This window comes from Candidatus Chloroploca asiatica, assembly GCF_002532075.1.
Classification (GTDB): domain Bacteria; phylum Chloroflexota; class Chloroflexia; order Chloroflexales; family Chloroflexaceae; genus Chloroploca; species Chloroploca asiatica.
The window spans coordinates 1-16,508 of record NZ_LYXE01000024.1; the positions used below are offsets into that span (position 1 = coordinate 1).

Here is a 16,508-nt window from a genome sequence, read left to right on the forward strand (position 1 = left end):
GCAAACGGCCAGCGAAGCTGGCCGTTTGCGCCAGCACATGCATGATTCTTGAGGTCCGCAGGTCGGCGCGCCCCCGCCCCCAAGCATCGTTGCCGGGTATGTTGGGTTTGGGGCGTAGCCCCAAACCCATTGATTCCGCATCATGGATGCGATATAATACCATCCATGATATGCAACAAAATCAGTCTTGACGACCAGCTTGCAACGTAGTATACTCACAATGCGAAAAGTTGCATATTAAATAGTTGCAAATGCAACTAAACTTTCGTTGGCCGACGCTGGCCAGTTACCTTGCTAAGGAGCAAAAAACATGAAGCGGTTCGTCTCGTTTGTTGCGCTAACAACTCTGTTGGCGCTTCTTCTGGTTGCCTGTGGCGGCCAGACTGCTACCCCTCCACCAGCCCCGACCGAACCATCGGCCCCGACAACGCCTGAAGATCCCTCTGGCGTTACCGGCACAGTCACCCTCTGGCATGCCTATGGTACGGGCAGTGCCGAAGAGGAAGCCGTCAATACCTTGGTTGCTAATGCACGGGCAGCGTATCCCGATGCAACAATTAACATGTTGCAGATCCCCTTCGATCAGATTTTCAACAAATTCCAGAATGAAGTGACATCTGGTGCTGGCCCCGATATGTTCATTGCCCCCAATGACTCACTCGGCGACCAGATCCGGGCCGGCTTGCTTGCCGATCTGACCGAGTATGTGCCGATGCTCGAGGCCGAGAATGTTTCGCCGACTGCGATTGAGGGTATGAGCCTCAATGGCCAGCTCTACGCGATTCCTGAGTCCTTCAAGGCCGTGGCGCTCTACTACAATACTTCTAAGGTTGCGACGCCTCCGACGACAACCGACGAGTTGCTCGCACTGGTGCGCAATGGCAATACGCTGGTGCTCAACCAGAGTGCGTACCACAACTTTGGCTGGATGCAGGCCTTTGGCGCTGAGTTGATGGATGCCGATGGCCGTTGTGTCGCCGATACCACCGGTGGCGATACCTGGCTGGCCTTCCTGCAGGAACTCAAGGCTGAGCCGAATGTGACCTTCTCGACCGACGGCGGCCAGGCCGACTCGCTCTTCAAAGAGGGCCGTGCCGATATGACCATCAATGGCCCGTGGGCTCTCGGTGACTATCGTACCGCTCTTGGTGATGACCTGGCGGTTGCGGCGATGCCTGGTTCCACGAATCCGGCTGGCCCGATGACTGGCGTTGATGGCTTTTATGTCAATATCAACAGCGCCAATATTTCCGGTGCTGTTGCCCTCGCGATGTTCCTGACCAGCGCCGAGTCGATGGATGTCTATGTCAATCAGGCCGGTCACGTGCCCGCCCGTACCGACATCGCCATCGAGAGCCCGCTTGTTCAGGGCTTCGCCGATGCTGCCCAGACCGGTGTGCCCCGCCCGCAGGTTCCTGAACTCTCCAACTTCTGGACGCCCTTTGGTGATGCGATCACCAAGGTGCTTGATGGCGGCGCTGCTCCTGATGCCTCGATTACCGAAGCATGTGCTACGATGAATGCGGCCAATAACAAGTAGGCTTGTTGCTCACGCTTGCGGTCAGGCTCTGCCTGGTCGCAAGCGTGATCTTATGTCCTGGGCAAAGATGTTGGTTTGAAATTGATCGATGCTGGTGAGAGGGCTGCTGCCCTCTCTTGTTTTCCCTCAACGACTGTCACCTTCCTGTTGTGTTATCGAAATGGAGGAAGCTGCATGGCTGCGACGAACCCGGAGGTAGCCAGAGCTGGTACCGGGGCACCACGTTCTCCGTTGAGTGAGACCTGGCGTCAGTTGCGGGGGCCGCTGATTTATCTGCTCCCCGCTGCTCTCGTAATGCTCACGGTGACGTTCTATCCCCTCGTCTTTCAAGTCTGGATGTCTTTTACCGATTATGGTGTGATCCGCGAAGAAGGGAAGCAGACCCTGAATCGTTTTGGTCCCGGTGGGTTGCCTCCGGCCAATTATCGCCCCCCTCAGGGTGTCGGGTTGCAGAATTATACCGATATTCTGACCAACGAACCCTCATTCGTGGCCAAGCTTGGCGGTAACTTTGATTTCTGGCGTATCCTTGGGTTTAACCTCTGGTGGACATTCTCGAATGTTGGCTTTCATGTGTCGCTCGGCATTTTGATTGCCGTGTTATTGAATGTCGAGGGCTTATGGGGGCGTAAAATCTACCGTGCTATTTTTATTCTCCCCATGGTCTTGCCCAATATCGTCATTGCGACGGTCTGGCGCAATATGTTTGATGATCAGTATGGTGCCATCAACCAGTTGATCAGCATGATTGCCGGCAGTCCAATCCAAATTCGATGGTTTAATCAGATCGATCCTCCTATTCCCGGTATTCCGCTGCCGCTCAGTTACTATGCGATGCTGATCGCCAATATCTGGCTCGGCTGGCCCTTCATGTCGATTGTCGCTACGGGTGCCCTCCAGTCGATCCCCAAAGAGATGTATGAGGCCGCTTCGATTGATGGCGCAACTGGTCGCCAGCAGTTCTGGAGCATTACGCTGCCGCTGTTGCGACCCGCGATGGTGCCTGCGGCGATGGTTGGCATTGTGATGACCTTCAATCTCTTCCATATCATCTATTTTATGAGTGGCGGTGGCCCGCTCGGGCGTACCGAGATTATGGTGACGCAGGCGTTCCGCCTCGTCAATGTCAATCAGCTCTACGGTGTTGCGGCGGCCTTCTCGGTGTTGATTGCCGCAGTCTTGATCCCGATCTTCTTAATTACGAACCGCATTACGCGGGCCACGGAGACCTACGATGGCTAGTGTTGCAACAACCCCTGCCCGCACCGGCAGTGCTGTGCGGCAAGGTAGTTCGAAGAGTGGGCGTCAATTGAAGTGGTGGCAGCAGGTGCTCTACCAGGCGCTCTGCCTCTTCATTGGGGCGACGGTGCTCTTTCCGGTGCTCTGGATTGTGAGTATGTCGCTCGATCCGCGCAATATCGCCCGTCCGACCGAGTTGAATTTGATCCCGCCTGGGGCTTCGCTTGATGCGTACCGTCAGGTACTTGATCGCCCAACTGGTAATCCCGTTAGCTTCGCTGAACTGGCGATGAATAGTTTTCGCCTCGCTGGTGGCGTGGCGCTCTTTGCGCTACTCATTGGTGTCAGCGCTGCCTATGCCTTCTCGCGCTTCAAGTTCCCTGGTCGCCAGTATGCCATGATTGCCGTGCTTGGCATTACGGTCTTGCCTACTGTCGCTACCATTGCGCCCCTCTTTGCGTTGCTCAATGGGATCAGGATTACCACAACCCTGCTTTCGCTTAGCCTGGGCATTGCCGGCCTGCTGGCCGCCGGGTTTGGTTTGTTGATCATTGTACCTGCCTGGCGTTCCGGCACAGCGGTTGGTAGTACCTATGTGCTTGGTGGTGTCGCGCTGCTCATGGGGCTTATTTTGCTCGTGACCGCAGTGAGCCCCCCGGCCAATGATGTCTTTATCCTGCGCAATTCGCTGCTTGGTGTGGGTATTGCGATGATCTCGGGGGCCTTGCCCTTTGCGATCTGGAATCTCAAAGGCTACCTCGATACTATCCCCAAGGAGTTAGAAGAAGCCGCGATTATTGATGGGGCGAGTTCAAATCAGATCTTCTTGCAGATCGTGTTGCCCTTGTCAACCCCCGCACTTGCTGTGACGGGCTTCCTCAGTTTCACTGCAGGCTGGACCGAGTTTTTCCTGTCGTGGCAGTTTTTGACCAATCCCCAGGATTTCACGCTCGCGATGGCGCTCTATAATATGACTGGTCAGTACGCTGGCTCAGTGCCCTGGTCGCGTTTCGCCGCTTTCTCGATCCTGGTCTCGTTGCCCGTGGCGATTGTCTATTTGCTGTTGCAGCGCTATATTGTTGGTGGTCTGACCCTTGGTGGGGTAAAGGGGTGATTTTTGTACACGCACTGCGGGCGGTACGCCCGCGGTGCGTGTGTAACGGTGGGGGTATCTGGGCGGGGGCGGTTGGGTGCCTGTGGTGGGGTCTTGGTTTGTCGTTTTGAAAAGCAATGGGGCTTGAGTGGACGATGTCTCGGCTGACGTAATCTTTGGGATGATGACCTCCGATGCGCGCTGGTTGAATTATGTGCGTGCCGAACGCTCAGGTGTGAGCCATCGCCATCGTCTTGATCCGCCTGACCCTGAACCTGAATGCCCGGTCGCGATCCGCGTCTCGGTTGGCCCGGCGGTGTTTGCCGACCGGGTTAGTTGTTACTATACGACCGGTGATGTGGAACCCCAGGGCTGCCGAGGGGTGCCTACTCCTGGTTCGTCGGTGGTGGAGGCCGTGCCACTTGGCAGTGTCTGGGATAGTCTCTTTTGGGGGTATGTCGAAGAATGGTCGGCCCTCCTGCCCCCCCAGGCTGCCGGAACGCTCGTCCGCTATCGGATTGAGGCCTGGTCACAGCGCCATGGCACCAGTTACTGGGCCAGTGAGATTGTTGGGACGGCCCCGCCCAGTGGCGATGATGCCGACGATGGTCAGCCCGGTTACCCCTATGTGCGCTCGCTTGGCTATGATTTTGCCCTGACCTTTCTGCGCCGTCCGCGTACCTTTGCGTATGCCGTCGATCATCATCACACGCCGCTCTGGTTGCGTGATGCCCTGATTTATCATATCTTTGTTGATCGCTTTCACCCTGGGGCTGGGCGTTCTTTTGCCCATGCCGATTCGCTGATGGGTTTCTATGGGGGTACCCTTGCCGGCATTATCGAGCAACTCGACTATGTTGCGGGGCTCGGGGTGAATGTGCTCTGGCTGTCACCCATTTTTCCTTCGCCTTCGCACCACGGCTATGATGCCACGCGCTATGATGACATCGAGCCTCGCCTCGGTGATCTGACGACGTTTCGGTCGCTCGTTGAGGCCGCCCATCAACGCGGCATGCGGGTCTTACTCGATTATACGGTCAATCATATCTCTAGGCAGCATCCGGTGTTTCAAGACGTTCTCCGTGATCCAGCCAGTCCGTACCGCGCCTGGTTTCGTTTTACACACTACCCTGATCGGTATGCCTCATTCTTTGGGGTCAATGAATTGCCTCAAGTTGATTGCGACCATCCTGCTGCCCGCCAGAGCATGCTCGAAGCAGCATGTTTCTGGCTTGAACAGGGGGTCGATGGCTTTCGCCTTGATTATGCACCCGGCCCTTCGCACGCTTTCTGGGCGGCGTTTCGGCTTGCAACCAGGGCGGTACGTGCTGATGTGGTGGGCATTGGTGAGGCAATCGAACCTGCTGATATGCTGCAGACCTATCAGGGCCGTTTTGATGGATGTCTCGATTTTCTGTTGCTGCAGGCCTTGCGGCGCTTTTTTATCTTTGGTGAGTTGTCGGTGAGTCAGTTTGCCGCTTTTTTGCACCGCCATTTCCGTGCCTTCCCTGCTGATTTTGTCTTGCCCAGTTTTCTCGATAACCACGATATGAACCGGTTTCTCTGGTCGGTACGTGGTGATGTGCGCCGCCTGAAACTGGCCGCGCTGTGTCAGTATACTCTGCCCCCTCCTCCGGTGCTCTACTATGGCACCGAGGTTGGCCTGAGTCAGCATCGCGATGTGCGTTACTATGATGGCACCGGCCATCCCGAAGAGTCACGTTTGCCGATGCTCTGGGGTGACACGCAGAACCAGGATCTGTTACACTTCTATCAACGCCTTGGGGCGTTGCGACGGGCAACTGTCGCAGTTTGGCGTGGCCGGCGGCATAGTGTGGTGGTCGATGATCGCTCTGGGCACTACGTCTATTGCTGCCAGGCGCTTGATGATGAGCAGTGGCTGGTGGGGTTGAATAATAGTGCTGAGCGCGCTGTGCTTGCCTTGCCACCAGGGTCGTGGGAGCTGCGCCTGGTCACCGAGACGGCCGATTGGCAGGGTGAGCTCCTGGTGTTACCTCCCTACGGAGGGGTCATCTTGCAGCGTCGGTGCTAAGCTCGCTTAACGCCGCGGTTGCAAGAGCGATGGGTGGGGGCAAGAAGCTCGCGTATGCTGGCGCAGACGGCCAGCGAAGTTGGCTGTTTGCGCTAGCATACGCATGGGTTTTTAGGGCGATAGCCCTAACGTTAATGCGCCCTGGGGCGTTCGCCCGAGGGCAATGAGGCAAAACCATGACACTTCATTTTCCACAAGGGTTTATCTGGGGTACCGCTACGTCTGCCTACCAGATCGAGGGGGCGGTCAAGGCCGATGGCCGTGGTGAGAGTATCTGGGATCGGTTCAGCCATACGCCGGGCAAAACCCGTGATGGACATACCGGCGATGTGGCTTGTGAGCACTATCATCGTTATGAAACTGACGTGGCCTTGATGGCCGAACTTGGCCTGAACGCCTATCGTTTTAGTCTGGCTTGGCCGCGCATTCTGCCCGAGGGCCGTGGTAGGATCAATCAGCCTGGCCTCGATTTCTATCGCCGTCTGGTCGATACGTTGTTGCGCCACGGGATTACGCCCTACGCGACGCTTTATCATTGGGATCTGCCGGTTACGCTTGATGATGCTGGAGGCTGGCCCGCCCGCGCAACCGCCGAGGCGTTTGCCGAGTATGCCGGGGTGGTCGCTGCCGCGCTTGGTGATCAGATCAAACACTGGATTACGATTAACGAGCCCTGGTGCGTGAGCATGCTCAGCCACCAGATTGGCGAACACGCCCCCGGGCGCAAGGATTGGCCGGCTGCACTCGTTGCTAGTCACCATACCTTGCTCGCCCACGGCCTCGCTGTTCAGGCGATCCGGGCCGCCTCCTCAGATGCGCAGGTTGGCATTGCGCCCAATTTCACTGCCTCGGTGCCAGCCTCAGCTAGCCCCGCTGACCGGGCTGCGGCACGGGCTTTTGATGGCTACTTCAATCGCTGGTTTATTGATCCCCTCTACGGTTTTGGCTATCCCTCAGATATGGTGGCCCTCTATACTGCTGCCGGTCTTTTGCCTGATGGCATGCCTTTTGTCCAGCCCGGCGATCTTGATCTGATCGCAACCCCTACCGATTTTCTTGCGGTCAATTATTACACCCGTGAAGTGGTTGCCGCCGGCCCCAACCCGCTCCAGCCTGATATCGTGCGTCTTGATGTGCCACGTACCGAGATGGGCTGGGAGATCTATCCCGAGGGTTTGTATCAGTTGCTGATGCGCTTGCATACCCACTATGCTGTGCCACACCTGCTGATTAGTGAAAATGGGGTGAGTTATCTCGATCCCGTTACGCCTGATGGTGCTATCCACGATGAGCGCCGGATCGAGTATCTACGCCTCCACCTTGAAGCGTGCCATCGCGCTATTCAAGCTGGTGCCCCCGTTGAGGGCTATTTCCAGTGGTCCCTCCTCGATAATTTTGAGTGGGGTCATGGCTATCATCAGCGTTTTGGGGTTGTCCATGTTGACTACGAGACGCAGGAGCGGATCCGCAAGGATAGCTTTGGTTGGTATCGCGATGTGATTGCGTGCAATGGACTTGAATAGATGATGCATTGAGCCCCCAACCTGTGTAGCAGGTTGGGGGCTCAATGCATTGTATAGATGCCAGGCGCGCTTATGCTTCTTCAGCGCTGACGGGTGGCGCTTCTATGGTCGTCGTCGTTTCCGCTGCCGTCGTGATTGCTTCTGGCTTGCTTGGGAGGCCGCTGGTTGCGGTTGGCGGGCCGGGCTCAACATTCAGTGCTATCAGCCACGCGCTGATTTGTTCGCGTCGTGCCACCGGATCTTCCGCGAGCCGCAATGGACGCCCGCGCGCGTCAATGACGACTCCTAGCGCACTGCCTGCAATTTCGCCCCCGTCGGAGGCAATGGTTTCACCAGGTTCAAGGCGCCCGATCCGTACACCCGCCGCAGGGCGGATCGTCAATTCGCCGTAGCGCCCCTGCGGCAAGGGGAGGCGGGCAAGCGTGCCGTGTTTGACCTCGATGCGTTCCGTTGCGCCCCCAACAATCTTCAGTTCCACCTCGGCAGCTACGGTGTCGCTTGGCCCTTCACCAAGGAGGGTGACTACGCGTGCCAGGGGGACATTGGACAGCAGATCATGATCAACCAACGTCAACGCTGCCTCAGGGTTCAATTCGGCGATCGCCCCTGCGGTCACCAGCAAGCCCAGTGTATCGAGATGAACATCGATAATCGGCTGATCCGAGGTGCCCATTGGTTCCAGCGCATCCAGAATGGTCAACAGAGCGAGCCCTGGCTGGGGGGTATGGGCAAGAATCCCACCCCCGGCAATGATCCAGTCTACGGCATCAAGACTGGTCTGCTCGCGTAGCCTGGCAAGTGCCGCACGCAGGGCCTCGCAGGCAACCGCATGGGCCAGGTAGACATCGTCGCGACTCGCGGGCAAGATATATGGCCGCAAGGTTCGGTTGAGCAGTTGTTCACTGACGTCGCTTGTCGCCATGGCAAAGGGGAGCCAGCGGGCAAGCGTTGCGACGCCCTGCGTTGCCATCAACTCAGGCAGGCCATAGACGGTTCCGATGGTTCCGAGCACCGTCGGAATAAAGCGCCCCGGTGAGGCATAAAAAGCCGCGGTTGCGGCAGCCCCGGTGTCGAGCGTCAGCACGCTGCGCCCGGTGCGTTCGGCGAGAAAGCGTGTTATCACGCCCTGCACCGCACAGACCGTACGCACAGGCACAGCGCTAAGACTCTGCAGACTCGTCAGCCCTGCGAGCGAAGGCAAGATCTTGTCTTCGTAGAGCCTGGCGAGTTCCTGCTGGGTCGGGGCAAGATCAGCCCGATCAAGGGTGGGGCAAAGATTTGCGACATGCACGACCTCGGCTCGTTCGTGCAAAATCGCGCTCACGGTCTCGCGGGCCGCGCTGTTGCCAGCATAAATGACCGGCCGTGTGGTCACTTTGGGTTGATATTGCCCATTCACATCAACGCCACTCTTCATTGCGATCAGGCGCACAATATGAGCCAGGCGCGTCACCGCTTCGACCGCCCCACCCTCTAGACCACCGGCAAGCACAATGACCTCAGGATCGATTTGAAGCAATTGATCGATCTGATCATCGATCCACGAACGTTGGGTTGGGGCCAGGCCAGCTTGCCCACTGCTCGCGTCCAGGGTAAGTATCTGAAGCACGTTGGTATAGGTTGCGTGGCTCGCATGCAACGCGTGGTGCGCCGAAACATCGCTAGCAATCGCGGTAATCACCATTCGCATTGCACCAGCTGCACTTGTCACCACAAGCAGATGGGACACGCCGTCGTAGGTACTCGTCTGTGGCATCAGCAACTGACTGTCTTGTACTAGTTGACGCCCGGTCATCTGGCCGATCTGCCTAGTTGCTTCGAGCAAGCCATAGAAGACATTGCCAAACGGTGGCTCGGCTGTTGTGTTGGTCTCGGCATGGCCGATCATGCGATAATCGCCTTCGACCTCATCAATCAGCGTCACACGCGTGATCAGGCTGCCGATCTCAGCAATAAGCATTGCGTCCGTTATCTCTGCCATACTCTCTCGCTTGTCGCCCCCGCGCAGATGTCTTCGCGCTCGGGATCACACAGGAAACCGCAACTCGTTTACTCCGCTTCCTCTGACCGTTCTAGCCAAGGGGAGCACGGAGCCAGGTGACAATAAATTCTAGCCGTTCATTCAGGGCCGTGAGGTAGGTGAGCAACCCGCCTGCCAGAAAGAAACCAAACGCCACGATCAAGAACCAGCGCCCCAGTTGTGCGCTTCCTCTGACCAATTGGCCCGATCGTGTCGTGGGGGCAAGGGTAAAGTAAAAGTAGCTCAGGGTCACCACAACCCCGAGGACAAGCAAGATAGCCCCGAGCACTTGCCCTGGATCGCTCCCGGTTGGTCGAATGCTGTCGAGAACCTGTGGTACCAGCGTCCCGACGATGGCCCCACCGACCGCGAGCGCGGTTCCCACGCCGAAGAGGATCGCGAGCGGAATATTCGCCAGCCACGAGAGTTTCTGCCGTCCAAAGAGGCGAGGCAGTAAGAGTAAGGCAAGGAACCAGGGTACGAGGCGAAGCATCAGGCCTGATGGATTATTCAGCTCACTGAGGATCACGAGCGCGTTGGGGCGCAGGATCTGATGGTAGACCACCACAAACGCATAGCCCAGCGAAAGCCCTACAAACAGATACTGCACCATCCGAAAGGCCGGGTTATCGCCAAGCAGGCGACTAAAGACGAGCAACGTCAGGCTAACCGCAATCAAACCGCTGATCAACGTCACCACGGCGTCACCACTCATGAGTCGTCTCCCTTCGGTCGCCCGGGGCGTGTTCCCAACGAGATGAGGACCCCACCGGCCAGCAAGACTAGGAACACAACGACCGCAAAAGAGAGTTGCCCAGTTGTTGCTGCGATCGTCGCGCTATCGCTATCAGCATCGGTCGACAGCAAGGCCAGCGCACCCTGTTGCCCTGCCAGATGATAGACCTTGGGTAGGCGGAGATAGGGTTGCGCCAACGGTTGTGCCTCGTTGGGCAGCAAGAAGGTTATCGGAACCGCGGGGGCAGCGCGGTGTACCTGCTCCATCCAGGCTTGTACATCTTGTGCTTCATCGGCCAGCACCAGGATCATCGCAAGATCATCCAGGGTGCTAATACGCGGAGTTCCATCAGGGTTATTCGCCACCAGACTCTGCGAAGCATCGTTGCCGTCAAAATCTGACTGCAGTTGCCCTCGGAAATCTTGTGCCAGTTGCCGTAAGGCCAGATCACCTCCAGGGCGATAGCCAAGCAATACATAATCACGGCCCCCAAGTGGGATGCCATTTTCGTTATTGTAACCAGCCTCGCGCAGTGGCTCGATCAGATCAAACGAGAGCAGCGTTCCCTGTAGGTCAGTGCTGACCAGAATCAGTTTCGTGCGGTTTGCCATCAACCGCTGCATCACGGCCCCTTCGAGTGGTCGTAGTTCGGCGCTTCGTTGGGCTGCCCATTCATAGGCTACCAGCACCACATCCTCGTCACCGAGGCCGTCAAGCAGCATCCCAAGTTCGGCCACCTCTGGACTGATTGGCACCTCACTCTGCAGCGGTGTTGTTATACCGGGGAAGATGAGGGCCACAAGTAAGGCAACCACCAGGATGCTATACAAGATCCGCTCAACGCCAATGCGTTGCCAGCGCGTCAGAGGCAATGGCTCCGCAGGTGCCACAGGCTCAGGGTAGGGCGACGCAACAATGCTCGCAAGGAGCGCCATATCGGTGAGTTGCTGCTCGCTACGCTTGCGCACCGTGGTTGGCCTGTGCGTCCCTTGCTCTATGATCGGTTCAACAATGTTGACCGAGTCACTATCACTATCAACAATCCCGAGTCGCTTTAGCCAGTCGAGTTGGGTTGCCGGTTCCGAGTCACTTGGTCGTACCAGCCGCTCTGACTCTGATGGGCGGAGCCAGCGAGGCAATTCGGCCCCCTCCAGGAAGGTGTCGTCATCGTTGCTTTCGCTCTCTGCTGTGCCGAGGTTTGCGAGTGGTTCTGCGATCTGCGGGCTTTCGGGGTCATTGCCAAGCCCACGTAACCATGGGGCCAGCTTCGCATCTTTATCTGAACTGAGACCAGCCTCGTCCTCTTCATCCTGAAGCCACGGTGGCACTTCACTCGATGACAGCGCACCTCCGCCAGCCGACGTCGTTGCGCCTGTCTCGTCGCGCAACCACGCTGGTGCATCATCAACGGGTGGTTTCCCAGGTGCTTCGTCTTTTGTCTGCAGCCACGCGGGGGCCGCACTATCAGCGGGTGCCTCGTCCACGTCTTCCAGCCAGGCGGGCATGCCGTCCGGTGGGGGCGCAGCGGGTTGGGCCTCGTGTTGCGCGGCGGGGGCAAAAGGCTCAGCGGGTTCGGCGTCCACGTCTTCCAACCAGGCGGGCATGCCACCGGGTGGGGGCGCAGCGGGTTGGGCCTCGTGTTGCGCGGCGGGGGCGAAAGGCTCAGCGGGTTCGGCGTCCACGTCTTCCAACCAGGCGGGCATGCCACCGGGTGGGGGCGCAGCGGGTTGGGCCTCGTGTTGCGCGGCGGGGGCGAAAGGCTCAGCGGGTTCGGCGTCCACGTCTTCCAACCAGGCGGGCATGCCGCCCGGCGGGGGCGGCGCGGGTTCGGCCTCTGCTTGCCAATCTGCCGGAGCTTTCTCATCAGAGTCATCATCGGCTGAAGCGGCTTCACGGAGCCAGGAAGGCATCTCAGCATCAGGCTCAGCCACTTCGCCACTCGCTTGCAGCGCTTCTTCCCTGAGGCTTGCTTCAACTGGAGCGATCGCCTCACGGAGCCAAGTCGGAATATCCGCATCCGTGGGCGACTTCACCTCGGCGGCTGGTGCATCTTCCCTGAGCCACGCTGGAATCTCCTCGGAAGCATCGTCTGATTCACTGAGCCAGTCAGGTGTTGCTGCTGCGGGAGTGGCTGGCTCATCTTGCAGCCATGCGAGCACATCATCAGCCTGCGCTGCGTCTGCGCGGGTGGCTTCAGCCAGATCTTCACGCAGCCACTCAGGAACCTGATCGTCAGCCGATGGTGTTTCAGCCTTACTCAGCCATGCAGGGGTCTCGACCGGGGGAATATCTTCATCACGCAGCCAGGCTTCAACATCTTCGGGAGGCTGGCTGGCCTCAGGTGGGCCTGAATCAGCCGATGCATCGGCGAGCCATGCCGCAGCTTCACCCAGTTGTTCACCCTCTGCGACCGAACCAGCTTCCCAATCGGTGTCTGATGGTTCATCTGCTGGTTTATGCGCCTCGCGGAGCCAGGTTGGCACATCAGAGACAGTCGCCTGGGCATCAGTATCTGGCTGATTCTCGCCGTCGGCCTCATCGGACTCAGCTCGGGCCTCGGCTTCACGGAGCCAGGTAGGCACATCAGCAGGATCGAGGGAAGATGCCGGGGGCGAACGCTCCAAATCTTGCAGCCACGCGGGCATAACCTCGGCATCAGCGTCAGGCTCGTCGTCGGGTGCCTGCTGATCGTCCCTGAGCCAGTCGGGGACAGCAAGATCGGTTGCACGATCATCCGCTGCCGGTGCTTTCGCCTCATCACCACGGAGCCAGGTCGGCACATCCACTTCTGTCGAAGACTCAACGGCTCCCTCGCCCGCCTCATCACCACGCAACCACGTTGGCACATCAAGGTCAGTTGCGCTCTCTTGTGCTGGCTCGGAAGTAAGCCAGTCGGGGAGGTCGCTGACTTCGGCCTGAGGTGGTGCAGGAGGCTCAGAGGGAACATCGTCCCGGAGCCAGTCAGGGACATCATCAGTCTCAGCCTGTTCAAAGAGTTCAGCCGAAGAATCGGGCAGGTATCCTGCATCAGCCTCTTGCAGCCACCCGGGCACCTCATCAACCGGTGTTGTTGGCGTAGAGGGACTCTCCTCGGCAATATCGCGAAGCCAGGCTGGAATTTCAGCACTTGCCGCAAGATTAGCTGCCTCATCACCTGCCTTGCGTTCTGGACGAGGCCCCGGCTCAGGTGACTCAGGTTCAGGTGGGAGTAACCAGTCAGGCAGTGGCTTGCGCGGCGCACCGCGGGCTACAGGTTGCTCGGATGGAGGTGGGGGGGAAAACACATCAAGCGATGGTTCTTCAGCTCCGAAGCGAGTCGGTTCAAGTGACGGGTCACTAACTTCGGCCTCGATAGCCCGGGCGACTTCCTCTTCGGTCAGATCACGCAACCAATCAGGAATGCCCTCATTGGCGAGCGCATCTTCATCGGTTGGCGGTTCAGCGGTCGTCTCATCAGGTTCAGCGAGATCCTGGCCCATGCTTACGAGCCAGTCAGTTGCGCCTGAGGGCAGCTTCACGCCAGCTTTCTGGGCTTGCTCATCAAAAGGAGGCTCATCAGCGCTCAGGGTTGGTTGCCCGGCCTGAGGATCAGCGAAGTCAGACAGCCAAGCATCAGCTTCTGGCAGTGAGGTACGGGTTGTCTCATCCTCGGCCACCTCTGCCTTGAGCTCACGCAACCATGTTGGCATCTGGTCTGCTGTCGACTCTGTGGCAGGGGGAAGCGGGGGTGGAGGTAGCTCCACCTCAGCGGCGGGGTTCGCGGGAAGCGACACATTACGAAGCCATGGGGGCAAATGTTCCATGTCAGCGATCGAGATACGGTGTATCGAAGCCGAGCAGCACGCGCACCCCGGCTACCAATGCACCAAGAGCGGCACCGATGACCAGGCCTCGGGCACCAGCCACGGCCACAACATCATTCAGCCATTGAAGGGTACCGCCAATCGTTGGCACTACTGCGAGCAAGGGCAGCTGGGCCAGCAGCACGAGGGCGGCCACCACAATCATCACGATAGCCTCGCCGCGTCGCTGTTGCACAGAACGCAGGGCGGCACTCAGGCTAAAAAAGGTAAGCAAAGCCAGGAGACTACTCGCAACTGGCTCATAGACCACACGAAAGACCGTCCGAATAGGCACTTCAGCCAGATTTGCGGGAAGCACCAGGCCCCCGCGTCCTGGTAGGGGAAAGAAGATGCCGGCGACCAGCATCACAACCATCCCTACGAGCAGCACCAGGCTATAGCGCCAATCGTTCTGTTGCTGGCGTACTCGCCCCACGTGGTGCCCGGCCACACTCACGATCCCGAACAGCAGGGCAACTGCGGTCAGCACGGCTGCCCATCCAACGAGCAGCGTTGCCAGGGCTGCAAGTGCACCCTCACCCCCGGCAAAATCTATGAGGACAATCGCCCCACAGACTCCGGCAAGCATGACAGCAAACAGGCGTTTCACATCGCGCAGCAATGACATAGTATCTGCTTCAGGGTGATGGTAGCGGAGGCAAATTCAGCACAGGTTGGAGCAAGCTATAGAGCAACCCACCGATCAATACCAGGATGGTCACGGTACGCAGACCATCCTGGGTCAGCAGACGTGCCTGGGCGGGACCTTCGGTATCCAGATAGGCTTCAGCCGCAAAAATCTCTTCTCCAATCAATGTAGAAGGCGTTGTCAGCAGCATGAGTGGCAGAGCCGACGCACTGGTTGTGCCAACCACCTGGGGCACATGGCGTTGTGCCCCCTCTTCACCGGCTAGCAAAAACTCTTGTTGAAAACCACCGACGAGCACACTGAGTTCAAGCGGCTCACGGGCATAGACAGTTGCGACACCGGTCGCATAGGCAAACTTGTCATTATGCGCGAGCAGTTGCACAGACGACGCGTCATAGGCGCGGGCTTGTCCGGCCATCTGATAAGCCTGGCGCACGCTGCCACGCAGGGCGCTATGGGCAATCACATCACCCGACGTCACCAGGATGGGAGCACCTTTGAGGGCGGCCTCACTACTAATACGCTGAACCACCAGCAAACCGGCGAGCAACTCGGTGGTACGTGCGCGACTACCATCGGCTGCCCCGAGCACACTTGCCCCTGGGGAAAGATGCACGGCCCGTCCCGTCTCGGCCCCACGCCCGAGGGCAGTTTGCACCGGATCAAGGGCTGGCAACGGGCGCAGCGGCGGGAGTCGGCCATTCACTGCCCGTGCGTGATGGAGCCAGGTCATTGCCACGACCACCAGCAGGGCGACGAGCAACAAGATTGCTTCAGGGGCAAGGACCATGGGTCTACTCCAGCCAGACGTTCCCTGGCAATCCTTTACAATGCAAAAGGGTTTCGTCGCTATGAGTGTAACCCAGCGCAAAGCCTTTGTCAATCATCGCGCGCAAGCAGTTGGCGCAGTTCGCCCCATCCATCAGGTTCACCGAGCGCGGTTGCAACCGGCTCGATCCTTGTCCCGCGCACAAAAGGCATTCCAAACCGTACCAGGTTACTACTCAGCACATCAATCGGGCCAAACATCTCAAGGATCAGCAGGGTGGGTGTGCGCAAGCCGGCCCGCTCGAGCCGTGCGGCCAGGCTCACCAGTGATTCCTCAGGGCTTGACATGGGGCGTTCCTTCAACCCGATGTTTGAGCGCCTCCAAAAACTCATCGGCGAGCCGCTCGAAGCGTCGGCGCTGCGTCGTATCGAGGAGACTTGCAATCAACCCGTGCAAATCAATCGAGTCGACGCGTTCAATCCGAGACTGACCATTTTCAAGTGGCACAATGCGACAGCGGTTGAACCCAGTCAACGGCGGAAAGCTGATCTGAAACCGTGTTACCCGGATCAGCGGGGTAAATTCAACCACCTGCATATCTGCATGCACCACCCGTCCACTCAACCGAAAGCGATAGCCTGGCCCTGGCGTGGACCCTTCTGGTAGGTCGACGCGTACATTCTCAAACGAGGGCATCCAGGCAGGCCAGTGACCAAAATCATCAAGCACCGCAAAGATCTGTTCGGGTGAGGCTGTGGTAATTGCCGAGGCTGCGATCTCATAACTGATCATAAGCAGACTAATCTTATCTCTTGACCGTTGAACTACGCCATGTGGCCCACCGCCGACGCAGTTGTTCAGCGGGCCAGCGTGCTGGCAGGTAGCCCCCGTGATGGGTCACGACGACGGCCATCACGCCCTGCGGCACTTGTCCATATGTCTGTCGAATCCGCCCATCAAGTGCAGGCTGATAGTGCAGCACTGCAACGATCTCGTGGAAGGGCAACACGAGTCCATTATACCCAAGCCAGAGGGTTTCCACCT

The 16,508-nt window shown here is 58.4% G+C and carries 13 protein-coding genes; 5 read left to right on the plus strand and 8 right to left on the minus strand.

The window, feature by feature from the left end:
* Positions 1–310: 310 nt before the first annotated feature.
* The 5 genes from A9Q02_RS01795 to A9Q02_RS01815 all read left to right on the plus strand — a co-directional run bounded on the left by A9Q02_RS01795 (position 311) and on the right by A9Q02_RS01815 (position 7,448).
* On the plus strand, positions 311–1,540 hold the full coding sequence (locus A9Q02_RS01795) for an extracellular solute-binding protein (RefSeq protein WP_097650663.1): 1,230 nt from the start codon (positions 311–313) through the stop codon (positions 1,538–1,540).
* A gap of 174 nt (positions 1,541–1,714) precedes the next feature.
* Positions 1,715–2,782 carry a carbohydrate ABC transporter permease gene (locus A9Q02_RS01800; protein WP_097650664.1) on the plus strand — a complete coding sequence of 356 codons (1,068 nt, stop codon included), beginning with the start codon at positions 1,715–1,717 and terminating at the stop codon, positions 2,780–2,782.
* Positions 2,775–3,893 (plus strand): sugar ABC transporter permease, encoded by a 1,119-nt coding sequence (locus tag A9Q02_RS01805; protein ID WP_097650665.1) that lies wholly within the window; start codon positions 2,775–2,777, stop codon positions 3,891–3,893. The genes A9Q02_RS01800 and A9Q02_RS01805 overlap by 8 nt, the downstream gene beginning before the upstream one ends.
* A gap of 127 nt (positions 3,894–4,020) precedes the next feature.
* Complete coding sequence (locus A9Q02_RS01810; RefSeq protein WP_245860190.1) at positions 4,021–5,925, plus strand: alpha-amylase family glycosyl hydrolase; 1,905 nt, start codon at positions 4,021–4,023, stop codon at positions 5,923–5,925.
* 176 nt (positions 5,926–6,101) lie between these two features.
* Positions 6,102–7,448 carry a GH1 family beta-glucosidase gene (locus tag A9Q02_RS01815; RefSeq protein ID WP_097650666.1) on the plus strand — a complete coding sequence of 449 codons (1,347 nt, stop codon included), beginning with the start codon at positions 6,102–6,104 and terminating at the stop codon, positions 7,446–7,448.
* A gap of 70 nt (positions 7,449–7,518) precedes the next feature.
* Here the strand turns inward: A9Q02_RS01815 and A9Q02_RS01820 are convergent, their stop codons facing one another.
* The 8 genes from A9Q02_RS01820 to A9Q02_RS01855 form a co-directional block, all read right to left on the minus strand.
* Complete coding sequence (locus A9Q02_RS01820; RefSeq protein WP_097650667.1) at positions 7,519–9,429, minus strand: glutamate mutase L; 1,911 nt, start codon at positions 9,427–9,429, stop codon at positions 7,519–7,521.
* A 91-nt stretch (positions 9,430–9,520) separates the two neighbouring features.
* On the minus strand, positions 9,521–10,183 hold the full coding sequence (locus tag A9Q02_RS01825; RefSeq protein ID WP_097650668.1) for a hypothetical protein: 663 nt from the start codon (positions 10,181–10,183) through the stop codon (positions 9,521–9,523).
* A complete protein-coding gene (locus tag A9Q02_RS01830) occupies positions 10,180–13,893 on the minus strand; it encodes a hypothetical protein (RefSeq protein ID WP_097650669.1) in 3,714 nt (1,237 codons plus the stop codon). Before A9Q02_RS01830 ends, A9Q02_RS01825 begins: the two co-directional genes overlap by 4 nt.
* A gap of 115 nt (positions 13,894–14,008) precedes the next feature.
* The gene (locus tag A9Q02_RS01835) at positions 14,009–14,674 is read right to left on the minus strand and encodes a hypothetical protein (protein WP_097650670.1); all 666 of its coding nucleotides are present in this window, start codon (positions 14,672–14,674) and stop codon (positions 14,009–14,011) included.
* Between the two features lie 10 nt (positions 14,675–14,684).
* Positions 14,685–15,485, minus strand: coding sequence for a DUF6754 domain-containing protein (locus tag A9Q02_RS01840; protein ID WP_097650671.1), 801 nt, complete (start codon positions 15,483–15,485; stop codon positions 14,685–14,687).
* Between the two features lie 89 nt (positions 15,486–15,574).
* On the minus strand, positions 15,575–15,811 hold the full coding sequence (locus tag A9Q02_RS01845) for a hypothetical protein (protein ID WP_097650672.1): 237 nt from the start codon (positions 15,809–15,811) through the stop codon (positions 15,575–15,577).
* Positions 15,798–16,256: an SRPBCC family protein gene (locus A9Q02_RS01850; protein ID WP_097650673.1), complete on the minus strand. Its 459-nt coding sequence runs from the start codon at positions 16,254–16,256 to the stop codon at positions 15,798–15,800. Before A9Q02_RS01850 ends, A9Q02_RS01845 begins: the two co-directional genes overlap by 14 nt.
* A 13-nt stretch (positions 16,257–16,269) precedes the next feature.
* On the minus strand, positions 16,270–16,506 hold the full coding sequence (locus A9Q02_RS01855; RefSeq protein ID WP_097650674.1) for a hypothetical protein: 237 nt from the start codon (positions 16,504–16,506) through the stop codon (positions 16,270–16,272).
* Between the last annotated feature and the right edge of the window lie 2 nt (positions 16,507–16,508).

What these genes read in the sequence shown, in the direction of transcription:
- A9Q02_RS01850 (WP_097650673.1), bottom strand. Translation starts at nt 16,256, where the DNA reads ATGATCAGTTATGAGATCGCAGCCTCGGCAATTACCACAGCCTCACCC.
- A9Q02_RS01830 (WP_097650669.1), bottom strand. Translation starts at nt 13,893, where the DNA reads ATGCCAACATGGTTGCGTGAGCTCAAGGCAGAGGTGGCCGAGGATGAG.
- A9Q02_RS01815 (WP_097650666.1), top strand. Translation starts at nt 6,102, where the DNA reads ATGACACTTCATTTTCCACAAGGGTTTATCTGGGGTACCGCTACGTCT.
- A9Q02_RS01805 (WP_097650665.1), top strand. Translation starts at nt 2,775, where the DNA reads ATGGCTAGTGTTGCAACAACCCCTGCCCGCACCGGCAGTGCTGTGCGG.
- A9Q02_RS01825 (WP_097650668.1), bottom strand. Translation starts at nt 10,183, where the DNA reads ATGAGTGGTGACGCCGTGGTGACGTTGATCAGCGGTTTGATTGCGGTT.
- A9Q02_RS01800 (WP_097650664.1), top strand. Translation starts at nt 1,715, where the DNA reads ATGGCTGCGACGAACCCGGAGGTAGCCAGAGCTGGTACCGGGGCACCA.
- A9Q02_RS01835 (WP_097650670.1), bottom strand. Translation starts at nt 14,674, where the DNA reads ATGTCATTGCTGCGCGATGTGAAACGCCTGTTTGCTGTCATGCTTGCC.
- A9Q02_RS01840 (WP_097650671.1), bottom strand. Translation starts at nt 15,485, where the DNA reads ATGGTCCTTGCCCCTGAAGCAATCTTGTTGCTCGTCGCCCTGCTGGTG.
- A9Q02_RS01820 (WP_097650667.1), bottom strand. Translation starts at nt 9,429, where the DNA reads ATGGCAGAGATAACGGACGCAATGCTTATTGCTGAGATCGGCAGCCTG.
- A9Q02_RS01795 (WP_097650663.1), top strand. Translation starts at nt 311, where the DNA reads ATGAAGCGGTTCGTCTCGTTTGTTGCGCTAACAACTCTGTTGGCGCTT.
- A9Q02_RS01845 (WP_097650672.1), bottom strand. Translation starts at nt 15,811, where the DNA reads ATGTCAAGCCCTGAGGAATCACTGGTGAGCCTGGCCGCACGGCTCGAG.